The organism is Hymenobacter sp. UYP22, assembly GCF_040547285.1.
Taxonomy (GTDB): domain Bacteria; phylum Bacteroidota; class Bacteroidia; order Cytophagales; family Hymenobacteraceae; genus Hymenobacter.
In genome coordinates, this window is the sequence record NZ_JBEPPK010000008.1 from 139,954 (window position 1) to 159,053 (window position 19,100).

A 19,100-nucleotide genomic window follows, 5' to 3' on the forward strand; every position below is an offset into this window, starting at 1 on the left:
AACCCTGACTGCATGATTAGTCAGGGTTCGGAGGATTTGTGCTGTTTTATGAAGGTTCGTTTTATGAGCGTTTTCTGCTTCTGGCCATGTCCGGGTAGCTTACCTACAGTGAAGGACGCAGCCAGCTCACACGGCTCAGCGGTGGCGGCGTGAGCTGGAAGCGAGTCAGCACCTGCATAGCTAGTCGGATGGGCAGCCAGGGTAGGGGAGTGGAAAGGTGCCGAAGCTGGGAAAGTTGCAGCAGGGCCAATACCTTGCGGGCCCCTTGCACATCGTGGCGGCGCAGGGCCCGGTAGGCACCGGCCAGCACAAACTGGTGAAAAAATCGAGCTTCTGCGCGCTGCAGCTGCCGCTTCGGAAGTAGTTGGCGGCTGCGGGCTCTCTGGAAAATGCGCTGCAGTAGCTGGATATTTTGCTCGTGAAAAACGCTGGTGGTCAAGGCACCCTCATGCACGGAATAAGCGGCCGTGAGGGCCGGCACCTGTAGCACACCACCGTAGGCAAATACCCGCAGCCATAAGTCCGTATCATCCGTGTCGTGCTGCTGAGGGTCGGGGCCACCTGTGTGCAGGTAGGCTTCCTTGCTCACCACCAGGGCCGGCATGCGCACCATGCTTGAGTTGGAAAGTAGGGCCTCAACAGCCCGTTGATTTGGTAAGTACTCGGTACGGGCTGGCACTTGCCGTTGCAGCTCGTGGCGGGCGGCATCTACCACACGCACGCCAAACAACACGGCGTGCTGCTTGTGTTGTACCACGCGCAGCGTTTGGAGCATGGTAGGCAGTGCTTCCGGCAGCAGGTAATCATCGTCGTGCAGCATTAGTAGGTAGTGGCCGCGCGCCCGCTCCACACAGGCGGTCCAGTTGGTGGCAGCTGTGCCACCCGGCTCATTGCGGTAGTAGCGCCAGCGGGCGGCGGGTTGCTCGGCCAGTACATGAGTGGTTATGTGTTGGCCGGCATCGTTCTGAGTAGAGTTATCCGAAACGATAACCTCCACATCGGCCGGCAACGGGCCAATGGAGCGTAATGCCCGGGCCAGTAGCTCCGGGCGGTGGTACGTAGGCACGCAGATGCTGAGTAAGGGCTCCGGGGAAGCCAGTGCCGGCTCCCAGGGGAGGCGGGCCCGGTGCTGCACCAGCCGCCGGGTTGCCCACACGCTACGCCAATTTTGCCACAGGTAGCTCACGGCCCGCAATGAGCTGCGCTCCGCTACGGCCGCGTAACCCACAATGGCCAGCTGGCGGGGCAGGGCCCGCAGCAACGTGCGTAGCGCCTGTTTGCGCGGGGTGTTTTTGATGAGCAGGAGCCACTGGTTCTTCACCGCATCTACTTTGATGGCCCCATGCAGGCGGCGGCGCAGCTGCAGGTTGGCGGGCTGAAACACGCGGGGGTGCAAGGCCCGGCACGCGGGCTCAAACACCGTCTGCCAGCCAAACAGCTGGCCCCGCCAGGCAATGTCCCAATCCTCCTTGTGCGCAAAAAAGCGGGAGTCGAAAAACTCGCCCTGCACGCGCAAATCATCAATAAAGGTGCGGCGGTACAGCGGCAATGCGCCATCGGCCCCATCCACACAGGTGGACTCCAGGTCCGCAACCTCGCTTAGCCGCTGGCCGTGCAGGCGCAGGCTGTAGCGGCCATCGGGCAGGGCCACCATGCCGGCGCTGTCGATGCGGGGGTCGGCCTCGGTGCTCTGCACCAGCAGGCCGCACACGGTGCCAATGCGGGCGTCGCGCTGCATAGTGGCCACGGCCTGGCTTAAGTAGTCGGGTTCCATTTCCACGTCGGGGTTTACCAGCAGCACGAACGGGTGCTCAGTGCGGTCGAGGGAGAAGTTATGACCGCCGCAGAAACCCGTATTCTGTCCCAGCGCGTGCAGCCGGATACGGCTATCCTGGGCAGCCAGGGCGGCCACCCGGGCACACGTATCGTCGTGCGAATCATTATCCACAACCCACAGCTCAAAGTCGCGGAACGTCTGCTGCAGGGCCGACTGCAAACACGCCTCAATAGTTGCGGCGCTGTTCCAGGTAACCACGGAAAGTAAAACGGCAGGCATAAGCAACAGGAAAAGTGAGGCGAAAGTATCAGGCGGGCGTAGTTTGCGGCAGCCGGTTGAGGGCGGCCTCTACTAAGGGCCGTAGGGCGGCCAGGTCCACGCGTAGGTCGTCGCGCTGGGCATTGGTGCGGTCTGCGCTAGCGTGGGGCGAGCCGCACACCAGAAACTGATAGCCCATGCTTAGGCGAGAAGTAAATTCCAGGTAATCGGCCACCACGAAACTTTGCGGGAACAACTCAATCAGCTGGGCCCCGGGCGGCGACACCACGATGTTGGCCAAGCCCGCGCCCACGGAGGCAATAATCACTTGAGCCTGGGCAAACAGGGCAATTTTTTCGGCTTGGGAGTAGGGCGTGAGCACGTGGGTTTCAAAGCCGTACTCCGCCAGCATGGCTTCCAGCTCGGGCTCGTTGAGGATGTGGCGGCCCGGCGCGTCGCGGCGGCTGATGTAGATGTAGGGGCTAAAAGTGCGCGCTACCGGCGGGGGCGGCAGCAGAATACTGCGCAAAAAGTCGCAGGCCCAGTTGGGCGTGTGGGTGAGGCGACCCCGCACGGCGGAGGTAGCCAGCAGGCTGCGCGCCCGCAGGTGGGGCGTGGTTTGCACGTCCAGCAGCCGCTCGGGCCCGATGCCCAGCGCAGCCAGGGTATCCAGCACAAACCGCTTGGTTTTATCATACACCACAAAGTAATCCACGGCGTCCAGCAGGCCGGCTTCACGAATCAGGTGCAGGCGGGGCAGGGAGTCGATAAGCCAGTGGTAGTAGTTGCCACTGGCTGCGCCCCCGCCCGCCAGCAGGCTGCACATGGTGCCCGGCACCTCTACCGGGGGCTCAAAGTAGCGCTGCTGAAAGATGTTGTTGTCCTCGGGCGGCGTCAGGTTCCAGTGCTTGCTGCTGTACTGAAACGAGACGTCGCCCACCAGCCGGTTGTCGGCCGCAATAATGGCCACGCTGTTGAAGTTGTCGGCGTAAATGCGGCCGTCAATAATTTCCAGCACAAAAGAGGCCGGCACATTTTCCGTGGGGTGAGGCTTATCGTGGAGGCCGGCGTACTCGGAGGCCTGGGCGTAAAACTCTGCCGGAATGTGCAGGCGGGAAGTATAGGCCGGCACCACGCCAAAATAAGCGGCCCCGCTACCAGGCCGGGCTGCTAGCTCGCGGCTGCTGGCGTGCACCCCCACCGGGCGGTATTGTAAGTTATAAGGAAGCCACTCGCGCAGCAGCCGGCCTGCCTTCCGTTGCGTCCGAAGTAAAACATCATGCATACATGTACCGGTTTGGTTGAACGCTATATCCCAGCTAGCTAGACTAACTGCGGTACAGGAAGCTGGGCCGCCCGCCGCCACTCGGCCGACTGCAGCACGGACTCAATGCCCGCCCGCAGACCAATAGAATGTTGCCAGCCCAGGTGGTGCAGCTTGCTCACGTCCAGGAGCTTGCGGGGCGTGCCATCGGGCTTGGAGAAATCAAAGAGAATTTCGCCGGCATACCCAGTCAGCTCCGCTACTAGGTCGGCCAGTTCCTGAATGCTGATGTCGCGCCCGGTCCCGATGTTCACCGGCTCGGCTCCGTTGTAGTGCAGCAGCAGGTGCAGGCAGGCATCGGCCAGGTCATCCACGTGCAGAAACTCGCGGCGGGGCGTGCCGGTACCCCACACCTGCACCCGGGGCAGGCCCAGGGCCACCGCCTCCGAAAACTTGCGCAGCAAGGCCGGCAGCACGTGGGAGCCTTGCAGGTCGTAGTTGTCGCCGGGCCCGTAGAGGTTGGTGGGCATCACCGAGATAAAGTTGCAGCCGTACTGGGCCCGGTAGGCTTCGCAGAGCTTGAGGCCGGCAATTTTGGCAATGGCGTAGGGCTCGTTTGTAGGCTCCAGCAGGCCCGTGAGCAGGTACTCCTCCCGAATGGGCTGGGGCGCCAGCTTGGGGTAAATGCAGGAGGAACCCAGAAACAGCAGCTTACGCACCCCGTGCCGCTGGCTTTCACGCAGCACGTTGCTTTGTATCATCAGGTTATCATACAGGAAATCGGCGCGGTACGTGTTGTTGGCTTGAATGCCCCCTACTTTGGCGGCGGCCAGCAGCACGTATTCCGGGCATTCCAGCGCGAAGAAATCCTCCACGGCGGCTTGGTCGCGCAGGTCCAACTCCTGGGAGGTGCGGGTAACTAAGTTTTGAAAACCGGCCTGTTTTAGGCGGCGCACAAGGGCCGCGCCCACCATACCCCGGTGGCCGGCCACGTATATTTTAGCGTTGAGTTCCATAGCAGGGAGAATAGGTGAACTGGTGAGGTGGTGAACTGGTGAGGTGGATGTTCTGGCGGTCTTATCAGGGCAAGCTGCGCAGGTGGCGCAAATAGCCCGTCAAACTCACCATTTCACCACTCACCATTTCACCGCCTACTCATCGTGGTACATAATCTGGTGGCCGGCTTCCAGCAGCACTGCGTCGCGGCGGAACAGGCGCAGGTCGGCCCGTACCATATCCTGCACCAGGGCCGGCAAATCATATTGGGGCTCCCAGCCTAGCTCGGTTTTGGCCCGAGTCGGGTCGCCAATGAGCAGCTCAACCTCAGTGGGGCGGAAGTAGGCGGGGTCAACGGCCACCACTTCCTGGCCAATGGGCAGCTGGAAATCGGGGTGGTGGCAAGCCACTACAAAACCGGTTTCCTGGGCGCCGTTGCCACTGAAGCCAACCTCAATACCCAGCTCGGCAAAGGCTAGGCGTACAAACTCGCGCACCGTGGTGGTTACGCCGGTAGCCACCACGTAGTCGCGGGGGTGCTGTTGCTGGAGCATGCGCCACATGGCTTCCACGTAGTCCTTGGCGTGGCCCCAGTCGCGCTTGGCGTCCAGGTTGCCCAAATACAGCTTGTCCTGTAAGCCCAGCGCAATGCGGGCGGCGGCGCGGGTAATTTTGCGCGTCACAAAGGTTTCGCCGCGCTGGGGGCTTTCGTGGTTGAAGAGGATGCCGTTGCAGGCGTACATGCCGTAGGCTTCCCGGTAGTTCACCGTAATCCAGAAGCCGTAGAGCTTGGCCACGGCGTAGGGGGAGCGGGGGTAGAAGGGCGTGGTTTCGCGCTGGGGCACCTCCTGCACCAGTCCGTACAACTCGGAAGTGCTGGCCTGATAAATGCGCGTTTTGTGCGTGAGACCCAGAATCCGGATGGCTTCCAAGAGCCGCAGCGTACCAATGCCGTCCACGTCGGCCGTGTACTCGGGCGTATCAAAGCTCACCTTCACGTGCGACATGGCCCCGAGGTTGTAAATCTCGTCGGGCTGCACTTCCTGCACAATCCGAATCAGGTTGGTGGAGTCGGTCAGGTCGCCGTAATGCAGCTTGAAGCGCACGTGGTCCTCGTGAGGGTCCTGGTACAAGTGGTCAATCCGCTCGGTGTTGAACATGGAGGAGCGCCGCTTAATGCCGTGCACTTCATATCCTTTGCTGAGCAGGAGTTCCGCCAGGTAAGAGCCATCTTGGCCAGTTATGCCAGTAATGAGTGCGCGCTTCATAGAGATGCGTATTGAGAAGTGAACAGACAGGTCAACAGTAGGTTGATGTAGTAGAACTTTTGCTTCAAATTATTGTATTATAAACCGCATATCCAACTTATTGTATAAAAATATTTATTTTAAATATTGATTAAGGTAAATAAATAAAATGCATACCCAAACAGAAAGCCCAACGCCGGCAAGGCATTGGGCTTTTTGGTTGGGTATCGGCCGGGGCCGAAAACTTCTGCTTTAAATTAACCGAGGCGAGCTGCCATACGCTGACGCGAGTTGGTTGGTGCCAGGGCGAGCAGGGTAGGGCGCAGTACTGCAGCAGCGGCGGGCTTACCCGCAGCAGGGCTGAGAGTGGTTGCCAACGTGGAAGCCGAGGACTGGAAAGGGTTCAGCAGTTGGAAGGCCGTGCCCGACGACTTGCGCCACACTTCCACCCCCGATAGGTTCAGGTCGCCGCCGGAGCTGGTGAGCGTGAGTGTGCCGTTGGTAACGCTGGTGGTGAAAGGCCCAATCTTCTTCCAGCTACCCGCTGCACCCGTGTTCAGGTTGCTCTGCACCGGCTGGCCGTTCAGGGCAATGCTCACAGTTTGGGCGGCATTATCCTCCCAGATGTAGGCATACACCTCGTAAGTGCCGTTGGGTACGCTGTTCATTGTGAAAGTCAGGTTACGAGCGTACACTGAGGAGCGAATCATCTGGGCGCGGGCCGCATCGGTGGCCGGCGTCAGGGCCACGCCCTGGTTGGCGAAGGTGGTGCCGTTGGTGGTGTAGCCACCGGCCGAGCTAGCCTGCCAGGCGTTGCCATCCAGGGTAGTAGCTGCGCCGTTTAGGTTGATAGCCCGGTAGAACGTGGTAGTGGCCGCCGCCACCGGAGCCGCAGTAACTGCTACGCTAACTGCCCCGGAGGTAGTGCTGGCCCCCGCGTTATCGGTGGCCTTGGCCGTGAGCGAAACCGTGCCGGTGGCCGTGGGTGTCCAGCTCAACTGGTAAGGGGCCGACGTGTCTTCACCCAGTTTGGTAGCACCATTGAAGAACTCCACCTTGGCTACTGAGCCATCCGCATCGGCGGCAGTAGCCGTGAGGGCCAGGGCCGAATTTACCGTTAGGCTGGTGCTGGCAGCCGCCAGGCTAACCGTAGGAGCCTGGTTGGCAGGGGCCGTGGTGCCCGATTTCCAGATTTCGATACCCGACAGGTTGATGGTGCCGCCCGAAGACGTGAGGGTAACAGTACCATCCGCAACGTTGGCCGTGAAGGGGCCCAGGCGGCTCCAACTGCCCGCCGAGCCACTGTTGAAGTTGCTCTGCACCGTTTGGCCTTCCAGCGCCAGGCTGAAGGTTTCGGCATTGTTGTCTTCCCACACATAGGCGTACACTAAGTAGGTGCCGTTGGCTACCGCTACGTTAGCCGTTAGGGCATTGCCGTAGGAGGAAGAGCGAATCATCTGGGCGCGGGCCGCATCGGTGGCCGGCGTCAGCGTTACGCCTTGGTTGGCGAAGGTGGTGCCGTTTACCTGGAAGCCCGAGGTGTTGCTGGCCTCCCAGCTTTTGCCGTCAATGGTGGTGGCGCTGCCGTTCACATTGATGGCCCGCACAAACGTAGCGTTAGAGGGTGAGGCGGGCGGGGTAGTGGCTACCGGCGGCGAGGTAGTAGTAGGAGCGGGGGCTGGAGCCGGCGTGGTAGTGCCCGTATTGGTGCCGCCCGCGCCCAGCGCAATGTTGTTCTGCTGCAGCTTCTGCTGCCACAGGGTCAGTTCCCCCGCTTCCGTCTGCAGGTTGATGGGGTTGGGCAAGTGGTTGGTGCCGGTGCAAGTCGCGCAGGCCCCCGAGCTCAGGTCGTGGCGGTTGGCAAACGGCACGTTGTACCCGTTCTTCACAAACCCGATGGTGTTGTTCTGGATCCGGTTGTTGTAGAATACCGAGCCCGACTGCTGATAGGCGTTGAACACGGCCGTAGCCGCGTAGTGGGCATTCATGGCCGAGCCATCGGGCAACAGGCCGCTGGTAACCATGCGGTTGTCGTGGAAGTAGATGTCGTGGCCGGCGGCAATGTTCATGCCCGCGTTGCAGGTGCTGATGAACTGGTTATTGTAGGCCTCAATGAAGGCCGCCGTGGTGGAAGCCGATGACCCGTCGCCGTCGGTAGTCATGCCCGTGCCGGTGAATTTGGTGCCATTGGCCGGGTAGGGGTATGCCCCTTTCACGAAGTTATCGTGCACGCGGGCCGGGCTTTGCTGCACCCCGCCGGAGTTGAAAAAGTTGATGTTGTCTTCTACCAGGCTGTTGTTGGGCTCGTTAATCACCTGGTTCCAGGCAATTTCCATGTTGCCCACGTTGCGTACTTGGTTCAGGCCCAGAAACTGCACGTATTCGCTCCCACCGTTGCGGTAGCGCCCATCAATGTTCTTGGCCTGGTTATAGCGCACCGTTAGCGTCTGGGAGGGCGAGCCGTCGCCGCTCCACTGGTAAAGGGCAACCCCCGAGGTGTGCTCGAAATAGTTGTTCTCCACGCGCACTGAGCGACCCGTATTTACCTCCACAAAGCGGCCGTGGCGGCGGTTATCCACGCTTTGCTGAATGCCGTAGCCCTTGTTGTTGGTAATGATGAGGGTAGAGCCCCCGTTCTTGGCATCAATCAGGTCGCCGGCACCAACCAATACGCAACCGGTAATGGTTACGGGCTGAGTTGTTTGAATGCGGATGCAGGGCGTGTTGGAGTCGGTGCTGCGGAAATTGCCCGTGTAGGTACCGCCCTGGGTGATGGTAATGGGGGCTGAGTACGTGATGTTGGTGGGGTACTGGCCTTGGGCCTGCACGGCGGCGGGCTGCAGGTTAAAGAAAGATACTACTGCTGCCGTCAAGGACAGCAAACGGACACCAGAGCGGTTGCGTTGAGTCATCAGGTGAAAAGATGTTCTGAGGGCTTTTTGCATTCTGCGAGCCTATGCAAGAAAAAATTTATATAGGAATGATTAGATAAATTCATTCCTGAGTCAATTTGTTCCAGGCAGCTGGATGGAATTCGTACTATTGACAAAAGGCGCTGTTTGAAGGCATTGCTCTGGCAGAACGGGTAGAAAGTGAGGAGTTATCTGGCACCTGATGCTCCTGCTTCTTCTTATCCTGCCGCTTCAGTAGAGCAAAATCTGCTGAAGTGATGAAAGCTTAAAAACGTGTGGCAAACCTGTTTATCCTTCCGCACAATCCTATCTGCAGCCACCAGGGGTTGTAAAAACCCGCTGAACAGTCGGCTCTTATTTCCATCCAATCCGAATCCGTTGTTTCAGGGAATACAGAAGGGTTTGGATAAAGCCTGATCGACTTGATTATGGTAATAGTACCAAATCGATACCTGAGGTTCATTGCAAATGTATAAAACAACTTACATATGGATACAACCGGTGCTTGCTAATGAATTGTATTATTTTAATTGGCAATAGAAATGGAGGCAACAAAAAAGGCCCATCTGAAACAGACGGGCCTTTTTCTTACTGAGCGTAAATGACAAAAAAATATACGTTGCCTGGTCAATTACTTGCCAATGAGGTAATTAAACCTACTTGCTGACCGGCCTGGCGGAGTTGGGTTTGCCAGCTAGCGTGCTCCTGTGCTTCGGTTTGCAGCGTAATCGGGCCCGGCAGGTGGCGCGTGCCGGTGCAGGGGGCGCAGGCATCGGTGCTCAGGTCGTGGCGGTTAGGGTAGGGGCTATGCCGGCCCCAACTCACAAACCCAATGGTGTTACTGTGCATGCGGTTGCCGAAGAATACCGTGCCTGGCTTCTCATACCCGTTGAACACGGCCGTGCCGGCGTAGGTGGCTGGTAAGCGGCTGCCATCGGGCAGCAGGCCGCTGGTAATGATGCGGTTGTGGTGAAAGTAGTTGTGGTGGCCGGCCGCTATGTTCATGCCGGCATTGCAGGTGCTCACCACCGTATTCTGGTAGGCCTCCACGTAGGCGGTGGTCGTTAGGGCCGAGGAGGCGTCGCCATCGGTGGTAATGCCGGAGCCGGTAAACTTAGGGGCCGTAGCGGGCAGCGGGTAAGCACCCTGGATGTAGTTATGATGCACGAGCAGCGGACTGCGGGCCGTGCCAGAGGAGTTGTGCAGGTTGATGTTATCCTCCACCAGGCTGTGGTTGGGCATGTTTACTATTTCATTCCAGCTGATATCAATGTGCTCAACCCCGTGCACCTGGTTTAGCTGCAGAAAACTCACTAGGGCTCCCCCGCCGTTGCGGTAGCGCCCATCAATATTACGGGCTTGGTTGGCGCGCACCGTAATGGTTTGGGCCGCTGTGCCCGCCCCCTGCCAGCGGTACACAAGCAAGCCGCTGGTGTGGTCCAGGTAGTTTCGCTCGGCTAGCAGGTGGGTGCCATCATTGATTTCCAGAAAGCGGCCCCGGGCCTGGTTGTCGGTGGTGGGCTGTTCGCCGTAGCCCCGGCAGTTGCGCACCGTTAGGTTGGCCCCGCCGCCCCGGGCATCAATGAGCAGGCCCGGGCCGCGCAGCTCGCAGCCTTCCAGCACTACGGGCTCGGTGGTGGCAATGCGGATGCAGGCCTGCCCGGAACTGGTACTCTGGTAGTGGCCCGTGTAAGTGCCCCCTTTTCGGATGACCAATACGGCGTCGGGGGCGGAGCGTAAGGCGCAGGTGGCTCCAGTGGCCAGCAGGGCCCCCGCTACCAATAGGCGGGTCCAGAAGGTAGTTAGCATAACACGAAAGGAAAGCAGCCGGCCGCTGAGGCGGGGGCTAGTGCAGGAAATACCCTACCAGCCGCCGGGCGTAACCATTCAGCAGAAAATAGGGCAGGTAAGGCCGGGGACAGTTTTTGAGGCTGAACCACGTGAAATTGCGTAGGTTGCCGCCCCCCCGAATGCCAAACAGATGCTGATAGTAACCCCGGACGCTGCGGCGGCGGCGCGTAATTTCCTGCCCGCTTTCCTCGGGGTAAGTGCTCAGGTGGGCATCGTAGTTGCAGTACACCGGGAAGCCGTGGCGGCGGGCCACGCTGGTGTAGTCGAAATCGGCCAGGTAATGGGGCAAGTGCTTTTCATCGAATAGCCCAATAGTTTCTAGTACCGCCCCCGGAATGAGCAGGCCCCGGCCGGGCAGGTAAGTTACCGGGTGCAGGCCGTGGCGTTGACTGGCGGGCAACTGCGCCAGCAGGTCGTGGCGGGTATTGGTGCGCCAGTCCAGGGTTTCGCCCCCGTACACGGGCCGGCCAGTGGCCACATCTAACTCCAAGGCCCCCAGTACGGCCGTGGGGTGCTGGGCCGCTTTAGCCAGCATATCGGCCACAAAGTTGGGGGCGGCCAGCACGTCATTATTCAGGGTCATTACCTGGGTGGCCCCCTCGCGCAAAGCCCGCCGGATGCCCAGGTTCACGCCCGCCGTCCAAAACAGGTTGCCGTCGCCTTCTTCAATCAGCACCGCCGGAAACTCCTCACGCAGCATCTGCCCGGTGCCATCCGTGGAGCCATCATCTACCACCACAATAGTGAAAGTCAACGTGGTTTGCTGCTGCAAGGAATGCAGGCAGGCCCGGGTAAACTCTTTGCGGTTGAAGACGGGAATGACGATGTACAGCATGGCGAAAAGCAGTAGAAGCCAGGTAAAAAGTTATGCTCGCACCGGTTGGGGTGAGGCGTGAAGCGGTGGGGAAGCAGACCTGGGAGCCAGCGCCAGGGGCAGGGGCAACAGCGGCTGCAGCAGGCTCAGCAGGCGCTGAGTGCGTAGCGCCCAGGTTTGGGTGGTGGCAAACGCAAAGCCCGCTCGGCCGGCCGCCCAGCGGGCCGTGGGGTTTTGGTAAAAATATTCCACGGCCTGCGCCAGCCCCAGGGCGGTAGCAGCAGGAGTGCTGAGAGGCACTTTGACGGCGGCGGTAGGCGGAATAAAGTCGTGGGCTCCCTGGTGGTCGAGGGTGATGATGGGCAGCCCGGTAGCCATGGCCTCCAGAAACTGCGAGGCAAACGAGTCGCGCAGGCTGCCAAACAGAAACACGTCGTGAGAGAGGTAGGCCGCCCGCACTTCCTGCCAGGGTACGCCACCCCGCCAGGTTACCCGGTCTTGGAGGCCGTAGCGGGCAAGGTAGGCGGGCAAAAGCGGCCGTAATGGCCCGTCGCCGATGATGGTGAGGTGGAAGGGTACCTGCTTATCTACTTTGGACAAAGCCTCCAGCACCAGAAACAGCGCCTTGCGCGGAAACAGCCGGCCCAGCCATAACAGGTGCAGCACCGGCCGGGGGGAGCGTACTGGGAAGATTTCGGGGAAAAAAGCGTCGGGCAGGCCAGAATCCAGGAACAGCTCTACCCGGCGGGCCCCCATCCTGCGGGCCAAGGCCGCCGTTTCGGAGTTGGTGGCCAGCACCAGGGTGGCATGGCGCAGGGTTTGGCGCACGTTGGGGTCGAAGGTGAGCAGCAACCACCCAATGGCATTACGCAAGGTTTCCGTTTTAAACCAGTCCGGGATGAACCGGCGGAAGGCGGCCGGGGCCTGTTGAGCTCCCCCCACGGGCCCAAACACCAACGGCTTGCCCAGGCGCCACAGCCAGGAGCCCATCTGCAGGCTGCCATAGGTGGCATGGTGCACGTAGTCGAAGGCCACGGACTGGCTGAGCTGCCGGGCCACCCGCCAGGCTTGGTACTGCCACACCATGTAGTGCAGGTACACGCCAAACTGCCAGCGCTGCAGAAACTCTACCCAGGCGGGCACCGTCACGAAGATGAACTGCATCTGGTTGGGGCTCAGTTCGGGGCTGTGTTGCGCCATAAACGCCTCAATGCCGGCCCGGCCGCAGGGGGTGGTCAGGCACCACACGCGGTGCCCCTGGCGGGCAGTTTGCCAGGCCCAGTTGAAGCCAAAGCCGTCTTCACCCCCAAATTGAGGATTGCAGGCGTAGGCGGAAACCAAGGCGTTCATAGGGAGGGCGGAAAGCAGGGCAGGAGTTGGAAGCCTGTCTGGGCGGTGGAGAAAAGGCGGCGCAGCGCGGCTTAGGCAACCGGGAAAAGCTCAGCAGTGGCAACTGCTGCAGGTGGGGTAGCCAAGTCGTGCAGGGCGGGGGTGGCGGCGGCCATGCGGCCCAGGTGGTGGGCAACCAGTGCCGGCCAGTTGTGGGCGCGGGCGTAGGCAAAGCTGGCGCGGCCCATGCGCTCCAGCTCGGCGGGGTGGTCGTAGAGGTGCTCCACTGCCCGGGCCAGGGCCTCGGCCGTTGCAGTGGGGGTGCCCACGGGCACTTTGCGGCCGGCCTCATCCGGAATAAAATCGGTGGCGCCGTGGTGGTCAAGCGTCAGGATGGGCAACCCCATAGCCATCGACTCCAGGTACTGGGCGGCGTAGGTGTCGCGCAGGCTACAGAGCATAAATAGGTCGTGCTCCTGGTATGCTTGCCGGCCCCGGGCGTAGGGTACCGCCCCGTGCCAGGTAACCCGGCCCTCCAGACCGGCCGCGGCAACCCACTCCGGCAGATAGGGGGCCACGGGCCCGTCGCCCATAATATCCAGATGAAATTTGACGCGGGGGTGCACCCGGCCCAGGGCATCGAGCACCAAGTGCAGGCCTTTGCGCGGAAATAGCCGGGCCAGCCACAGAATCCGCAGCTCCCCGTTCGGGGCCGGCTCGCGGGGGGTGTACGCTTCGGGATAGAAGGAGAGGGGGTGGCCGGTGCTCATGGCCAGCTCCACGCGGGTGGCACCCAGTTTCCGGGCCAGGTCGGCAGTTTCGCGGTTGGCGGCCAGCACCAGCGTGGCGTGCCGCAAAGACTGACGGACGTTCGGGTCAAAGGTTATCAGCAGCCAACTGATGACGTTGCGCATGGTTTCCGTCTTAAACCAATCGGGTAAGTAGCTGCGCAGCGAAGCCGGCGCATGAATGCCGCCTCCCAAGGGCCCCAGCAGTAAGGGCTTGCCCAGGCGCCACATCCAGGAGGCCATTTGCAGGCTGTTGTAGGTGATATGGTGTACCATATCAAAATCCACCACCGCATCCAGCTGCCGGGCTTTGCGCCAGGCCCTGAACTGCCAGAAAATATAATGCAGGTACACGCCAAACTGCCACCGGTACAGATAGGTAAGCAAAGCCGGTACTGCCACGTACACAATAGTAATGCGCTGGGCGGCGGGCTCATGGGCAAGTTTCCGCAAATGGCTATCCAGCGAATCACCCTTGTTGAGCGGGGTAGTAAAGCACCATACCTCATGGCCCAGCGCAGCCGTTTCCCACAGACAATTGAAGCCATTCCCATTTTCGCCGCCACTAGCCGGCTGGCATCCATAGGCGGAAAGTAGAATCTTCATAGAGGTCAGGCGTGAGTAACTGAAGTGAGTAGTGGAACGGGTGGGGTGTAGGGCGCCGCAGATACTGAGGCTGCAGGAGCCGGCCGGCGGGACAGAAGCTGGCGGAGCTTGGCTGCCACCCGCCCCCGCAAAAACTCCCGAAACCGGCGGTTATCCCGGCGACGGTCCGCCAGTATGGTGCTGGGGTGGTGCAGGGGAAAGTGGGCATCGGTGGTGGGCACATCGGCAAACTCATCGGTGCTGTTGAGCGTGTGGGTGCCCTGGTCGCCGAAGCCAATGTTGCCCACCAAGTTGGTGGCCGGCACAATGCACAGCCCCGAGTTGGCCACAATGGCAAAGTGCCACTGATAGTCCCACACATCGGGAGGCTGGGGAAGGTCCAGTACGCTGGCAATTTTGCTGAGCCGGTAGCGGTTTTCCAGGCGGGTACCATACAGGCCCTGCAACTTGCCCTGGCGGTGTAGCTCCCGGAAGTTGCTCAGCTGAAAATCGTAGTGCTGCCAGGCCCGGCGCCAGGTAGCCCAGCCCCAGCTATTTACCTGGGTGGAGAAGTAGTAGGATTCGGCTCCGGCGGGGCGGGGCCGGCGGGCCTCGCGGCTGAAGTTGTTGCCTCCAATGTGCATTACCCGGGCATCGTGGCGGTAGTGGGCCAGCAGCTCCTCGCAGAACCGGAAAAAGCTGGGTGCCGGCACGCAGTCATCCTCCAGAATAATTCCCTCTTCCTCTTGCCGAAAAAACCAGTCAATGGCGGAGGCCGGCCCTACGCCGCAGTTCAGGTTGGTGGTCCGAAACAGGGTAAATACCTCGCAGGGCCAGTCAATAGCGGCCACAATGGCCCGGGCTTCGGCGCAGCGCGCGGGGTCGTTGGGGTGGGTGGTGCGGGGGCCGTCGGCGGCAATGTAGAGGCGGGGCGGCCGCGCCCGGCGCACGGCCTCAAACACGCGCCGGGTTGTTTCGGGGCGGTTAAAGATGAGCAGCAGCACTGCCGTACGAAGCGCCGTTGCCGGAGTGGAGTGGGAGGTAGAAGTGAGCATGGCCAAAGCAGCAGGTACAGGCAAAAGCGCAGGTTAAGCAGGCAGCGGGAGGGCCGGGGAGGGCACCGGCGTATCGGCTACCCGGAGCGGGGCGGGTAGGGAGCCAGCCGGGTGGCGGGCCGGCAGCCGCAGGGGCGGGGCCACGGCCAGCGTAAGCCCAATGATGCCGTAGAGGTAGGGTGGCCAATCGTAGGAAAACCCGTAGAGCAGAGCGCAGGCAGAAAAGCAAAGCAACACGGCCGTATTGGGGGCGAAGGGCTCGGGTTGGCGCGCCCGTTTCAGTAGCTGCCAGACAGGAACGGCCAGCACCAGCAGCACCCCCAGAATACCGAAGTAAAACAGCCGGTCGAAGTAAAAGCTGTGAAAGTGGTGGCCGGTGCGGTCGGCCCACACGGGCCGGTCACCGTCGCCGTAAAACTGCACGGGCAGCTCAAACCCCGCCAGGCGCATACCGGCTACCGGGTGCTCTTCCACAAAAGGCAGGTAGGCCTCCATTTGCTTGAGCCGCCAGCTACCGGTGCCCTGCTTGTCGGCGTTGGTAATATCCTCCACGTTGCTTTCCAGCTTGCGCAGTACCAGCGGGTTATCCAGCACCAGGGCGGTGCCCCCCAGGGCCAGCACCAGCACCGGCAGCAGCAGCAGGGGCGTGAGGCGGTGGGCGCTAAGCCGCAGACCCTCCACGCGGTGGGTCACAATCAGCAGCAGGTTGAGGGCCAGGGCCAGGGCCGTAGTCAGCCACACCGTGCGGTGCTGCAAGAACACAATCAGCGCCAGTATCCCAAAAAACACTACTAGGCGCAGCAGCCCGCCCCGTAACAGGTACTGGTTGAAGTAGTACAGCGCCGGTAGCAGCAGCAGGAAGGCGGAAGTTACATCGAAGCCCCGCTCCGTATCCAGAAAGGCTGTGAGGCTCAGGGCATCCGAATGGAAAAGGGCCAGGCTGGTAGCCAACCCCACCAGCACCAGCACCATTAGCAGACCCATGGGCAGCGGGTGCTGCCGATAATAGGCATACAGGGCAAAAATGGGCAATAGGGCCAGCAGCTTGGCAAATACGTGCAGGTACACGAAGGGAGCACCCCAACCACTGTAAGACTCCAGGGCCAATAACCCCACAGCGGCTACCAGCACCAGCAGCCAGCGCCGCATCAATGGGCTCAGCTGACGGAAATACAGGGCAATAAGCAGCAGAGAAAAGCCCGTAATGGCGTAGTTGTACCAGCCCAGTCTGGGGTCATCTGGGTAGGCAATAACAAATTCCGTGAAGGCGCGGTCGGTCAGCAACACCAACAGAATAGGCAGCACGTGGCGGAAGCGAAGACTGATTTTCATAACTCCAAAGCAGGAATGGGACTACCCGTGGGCATGCGCGCACCGGCGGCCCCCAGGGGCTGGCAGGCTTCCTCGTACACGGTGCGGGTGCGTCGGGCCGTGTGCTGCCAGGTAAAATCGAGCAGCCGCAGCTGGCCTAGCTGCACCAGTTCCCGGCGCAGGCGGGCGTCGGTGAGCAAGCGGCCCAGCTGCTCGGCCAGGGCGGCCGGTTGGTTGGGCGGGAAGTAGAGAGCCGCCTCGCGGGCAATTTCGGGAAAGCAGGAGGCCTGGCTGAGCAGTACGGGGCACTGCTGCCCGTAGGCTTCCAGAATAGGCAGCCCAAACCCCTCGTACTCCGAAGGGAAAATAAAAGCCTGCGCCTGGCGGTACAGCAAGTTGAGCTGAGCATCGGAAACCGGCCCAAACTGATGGGCCCGGCCGGCCCAGCCGGCCCGCTGCAGCAAGGCGTGCTCCGTGGGGGTAAAGGGGCCTCCCCCGGCGCATACCAGGTGCAAGCCTCGGGCCTGAGTTGCCGGGAGCAGGGCCAGGGCCTCTACCACGCAGCCAAAATTTTTGTACAGCGCCCGGCTACCCGTGAACAACACATAGCGCGCGGGCACGGGCAAAGCGGGGCCCGCCGAGGGATACTCCCGGTCGGTATAGCCGTGGTACACTACCCGCACTTTTTCCGGGGCCACAGGAAGCAGCCGCAGGATATCGGCCCGGGTGTGCTCCGATACGGCAATGATGCGGTCAGCCCGTTGAACTGTCCGTTCCAGGCGGCGGGCGTCCCGGTCGGGGTAGTGCTCCGGAAACAGGGCCGGAATCATGTCGTGGATGGTAACAACCAAGGGCTTGCCGGCCGGAAGCAGATCCAAGAAATAGTTGTCGTCCAGCAGGGTCGGGTGCAATACATCAAACTCGCCCCGCTCAATGGCCCGCCGCGAAGCCCGGTTATTGCAAAACTCGATTACCCGCCAGCGGGCCGGCAGCCGCGAGTTGGGCAGAAAGGTGCGGTGCCGCGAGTAGTGCCCGTCGCGCAGGTACAGGTTGTTGCTCAGCGCTACCGCCAGCTCCGACTCCCAGGTGGCATGACACAGCAGCTCGTGGTGGTAGCGGGAGACGCCCCCGAAATCCTGGAGGGTAAACGCCTGATGATCGTACAGAACACGCATGGTTATATCAGTTCGGTTTCAGGATCGGGAAACAGGGCGGGATGCGCATGAACAGGAGCGGAGGAGGTAATCGGGGCGGCTACGGGCCTATTATCCAGGTGGGCTAGCCGGGCCGAAAAAGCAAGCAGCAAGTGCCCAAACCGGCCGGAAGCCGTATTGCCTTCCAGCAGGCGCTGGAGTATGCGGCGCAGCACGTGGCGCAGTTGGGCGGGTGGGGTGCCTACTGCAAAGGCCAGCAGCAGCAAGCCACCCGTTAGTATTTCAGTGAGCAAAAGCGCGGCGGCGGGCACCGAGCCAGAGGGCAGCAGTTCCCGTACGCCGGCAATACCGGCCGCTACCAGAACTCCGGCCAGCAAACCCGGCACGTAGGTGCTCAGCACAGCCGTTGCGGAAACCTGCAGTACCCGGCGCATCAGGCCCAGGTACAGCACCGTCCGGAGTACCTCGCCGGCTACCACCGCCCCCGCTACGCCCAGCAGCCCGTAGCGGCTCAGGCCCATAAACAGGCCGGTCAGCAGCACTACGTACAGCAGGTTCAGCCAGAGCTTGGGCGTGAGCGTGGCGGTAGCATCACATACCACGCCGGCAAACATGGTCACCATGCTCAGGGCAAACGCCGCGCACACCACCCGCAGAATGGGTACGGCCGCCAGCCAGTCGGGCCCCAGCATCACGCGCACAATTTCGGGGGCAGCCACGGCGGCCCCGGCGCAAATAGGAATTACCAAGGCGCCAACTAACGTAATGCTGCTCAGGTACACGGCCCGGAGGCGGGGCCGGTCGGCCTGTACTTGGCTGAAAGAAGGAAAAACCACCTTCGATACGCTGGTAGTAAGCAGGTATACGGGCAAGCCAATCAGCATCCAGCCCCGGCTATAAATACCGAGGGCGGCGGCTCCCAGCAGGCGGCCAATCAGCAGCGTATCCAGGGAGCCGGTTACAAACTCCAGAAAGCTAATGGCCGACATGCGGCTGCCGTAGGCCACCAGCGGCCGGTACGTTTCCCACTCAAGCAACGGCCGGATATCGTGGCGCTCGGCCAGGTAGCTCAGGATGGTGAGCAGCAAGCTCTGCCCCAGCGTAGCGGCTACCAGGCTCCAGACCCCGTACCCGTGCAGCGCCAGCCCAATACCCAGGCCGCCGTAGCCGAGCACGTAGGCAACTACCTCTATGATGGCCAAGGTGCGAAATTGCATGTGCCGGCGCAGCAGACTAAGGGCTGTGGCGTTCAGGCCCGTGAGCAGCAGGCCGGCCGCCAGTACCCGCACCACGGGCACCACCTCGGGCTGCTGCACAATGCTGGCAGCCAAGGGGGCCGCCACTACCAGCAACGCCGCAAATACCAGGCTCAGCACCACCGAGGAGGTAAACGCCGCCCGCACGTCAGCGCGGGTCAGCTCGGCCTTCTGAATGATGGCCTGCTCCATGCCCATTTGAGCGAAGTAGGACCCAAACCGCAGGATAACCCCGGCCAGGGCCACCAGCCCAAACGCCGCCGGACTGAGCAGCCGGGCCATGGTGGCAGTGTAGCCAATTTGCAGCAGGGCCGTGGTGATGGTAGCACCAGTGGTCCATTTTACGCCGTGCACGGCGGCAGTAGTCAGGTTTGATGCAGTGGAGGCCATGTAGGGGTACTATCCGGGTGAAAGGGGCAACGGACAGAGAAAAGCAGCGCGGTAGGGTGGGGAGGAGTGGAGTTGGCAGGTGAGAAGCAGGCAGCTCGTGGCTGATCAAGAGC

The 19,100-nt window shown here is 61.4% G+C and carries 13 protein-coding genes; all 13 read right to left on the minus strand.

What is annotated here, in order from left to right; genetic code table 11:
• Positions 1–103 precede the first annotated feature (103 nt).
• The 13 genes from ABIB60_RS14300 to ABIB60_RS14360 all read right to left on the minus strand — a co-directional run bounded on the left by ABIB60_RS14300 (position 104) and on the right by ABIB60_RS14360 (position 18,987).
• Positions 104–2,056 (minus strand): glycosyltransferase, encoded by a 1,953-nt coding sequence (locus ABIB60_RS14300; RefSeq protein WP_354580804.1) that lies wholly within the window; start codon positions 2,054–2,056, stop codon positions 104–106.
• Positions 2,057–2,084: 28 nt separating this feature from the next.
• Positions 2,085–3,320 carry a glycosyltransferase family 61 protein gene (locus ABIB60_RS14305; RefSeq protein WP_354580806.1) on the minus strand — a complete coding sequence of 412 codons (1,236 nt, stop codon included), beginning with the start codon at positions 3,318–3,320 and terminating at the stop codon, positions 2,085–2,087.
• 38 nt (positions 3,321–3,358) lie between these two features.
• The gene (locus ABIB60_RS14310; protein ID WP_354580808.1) at positions 3,359–4,315 is read right to left on the minus strand and encodes a GDP-L-fucose synthase family protein; all 957 of its coding nucleotides are present in this window, start codon (positions 4,313–4,315) and stop codon (positions 3,359–3,361) included.
• Between the two features lie 135 nt (positions 4,316–4,450).
• A complete protein-coding gene (gene gmd / locus ABIB60_RS14315; RefSeq protein WP_354580810.1) occupies positions 4,451–5,563 on the minus strand; it encodes a GDP-mannose 4,6-dehydratase in 1,113 nt (370 codons plus the stop codon).
• A gap of 236 nt (positions 5,564–5,799) precedes the next feature.
• Positions 5,800–8,454, minus strand: coding sequence for an Ig-like domain-containing protein (locus ABIB60_RS14320; RefSeq protein WP_354580812.1), 2,655 nt, complete (start codon positions 8,452–8,454; stop codon positions 5,800–5,802).
• A 627-nt stretch (positions 8,455–9,081) separates the two neighbouring features.
• Positions 9,082–10,263, minus strand: a complete 1,182-nt coding sequence (locus ABIB60_RS14325) for a hypothetical protein (RefSeq protein WP_354580814.1) — start codon at positions 10,261–10,263, stop codon at positions 9,082–9,084.
• 37 nt (positions 10,264–10,300) lie between these two features.
• Positions 10,301–11,140, minus strand: a complete 840-nt coding sequence (locus tag ABIB60_RS14330) for a glycosyltransferase family 2 protein (protein WP_354580816.1) — start codon at positions 11,138–11,140, stop codon at positions 10,301–10,303.
• Positions 11,141–11,170: 30 nt separating this feature from the next.
• Positions 11,171–12,469: a glycosyltransferase family 4 protein gene (locus ABIB60_RS14335; RefSeq protein ID WP_354580818.1), complete on the minus strand. Its 1,299-nt coding sequence runs from the start codon at positions 12,467–12,469 to the stop codon at positions 11,171–11,173.
• Positions 12,470–12,540: 71 nt separating this feature from the next.
• Complete coding sequence (locus ABIB60_RS14340) at positions 12,541–13,842, minus strand: glycosyltransferase family 4 protein (protein ID WP_354580820.1); 1,302 nt, start codon at positions 13,840–13,842, stop codon at positions 12,541–12,543.
• Between the two features lie 5 nt (positions 13,843–13,847).
• Positions 13,848–14,876, minus strand: a complete 1,029-nt coding sequence (locus ABIB60_RS14345) for a nucleotide-diphospho-sugar transferase (protein ID WP_354580822.1) — start codon at positions 14,874–14,876, stop codon at positions 13,848–13,850.
• Between the two features lie 33 nt (positions 14,877–14,909).
• Complete coding sequence (locus tag ABIB60_RS14350) at positions 14,910–16,208, minus strand: O-antigen ligase family protein (protein WP_354580824.1); 1,299 nt, start codon at positions 16,206–16,208, stop codon at positions 14,910–14,912.
• The gene (locus ABIB60_RS14355) at positions 16,205–17,362 is read right to left on the minus strand and encodes a glycosyltransferase family 4 protein (protein WP_354580825.1); all 1,158 of its coding nucleotides are present in this window, start codon (positions 17,360–17,362) and stop codon (positions 16,205–16,207) included. Before ABIB60_RS14355 ends, ABIB60_RS14350 begins: the two co-directional genes overlap by 4 nt.
• Before the next feature lie 2 nt (positions 17,363–17,364).
• Positions 17,365–18,987: a lipopolysaccharide biosynthesis protein gene (locus ABIB60_RS14360; RefSeq protein ID WP_354580827.1), complete on the minus strand. Its 1,623-nt coding sequence runs from the start codon at positions 18,985–18,987 to the stop codon at positions 17,365–17,367.
• Positions 18,988–19,100: the final 113 nt, after the last annotated feature.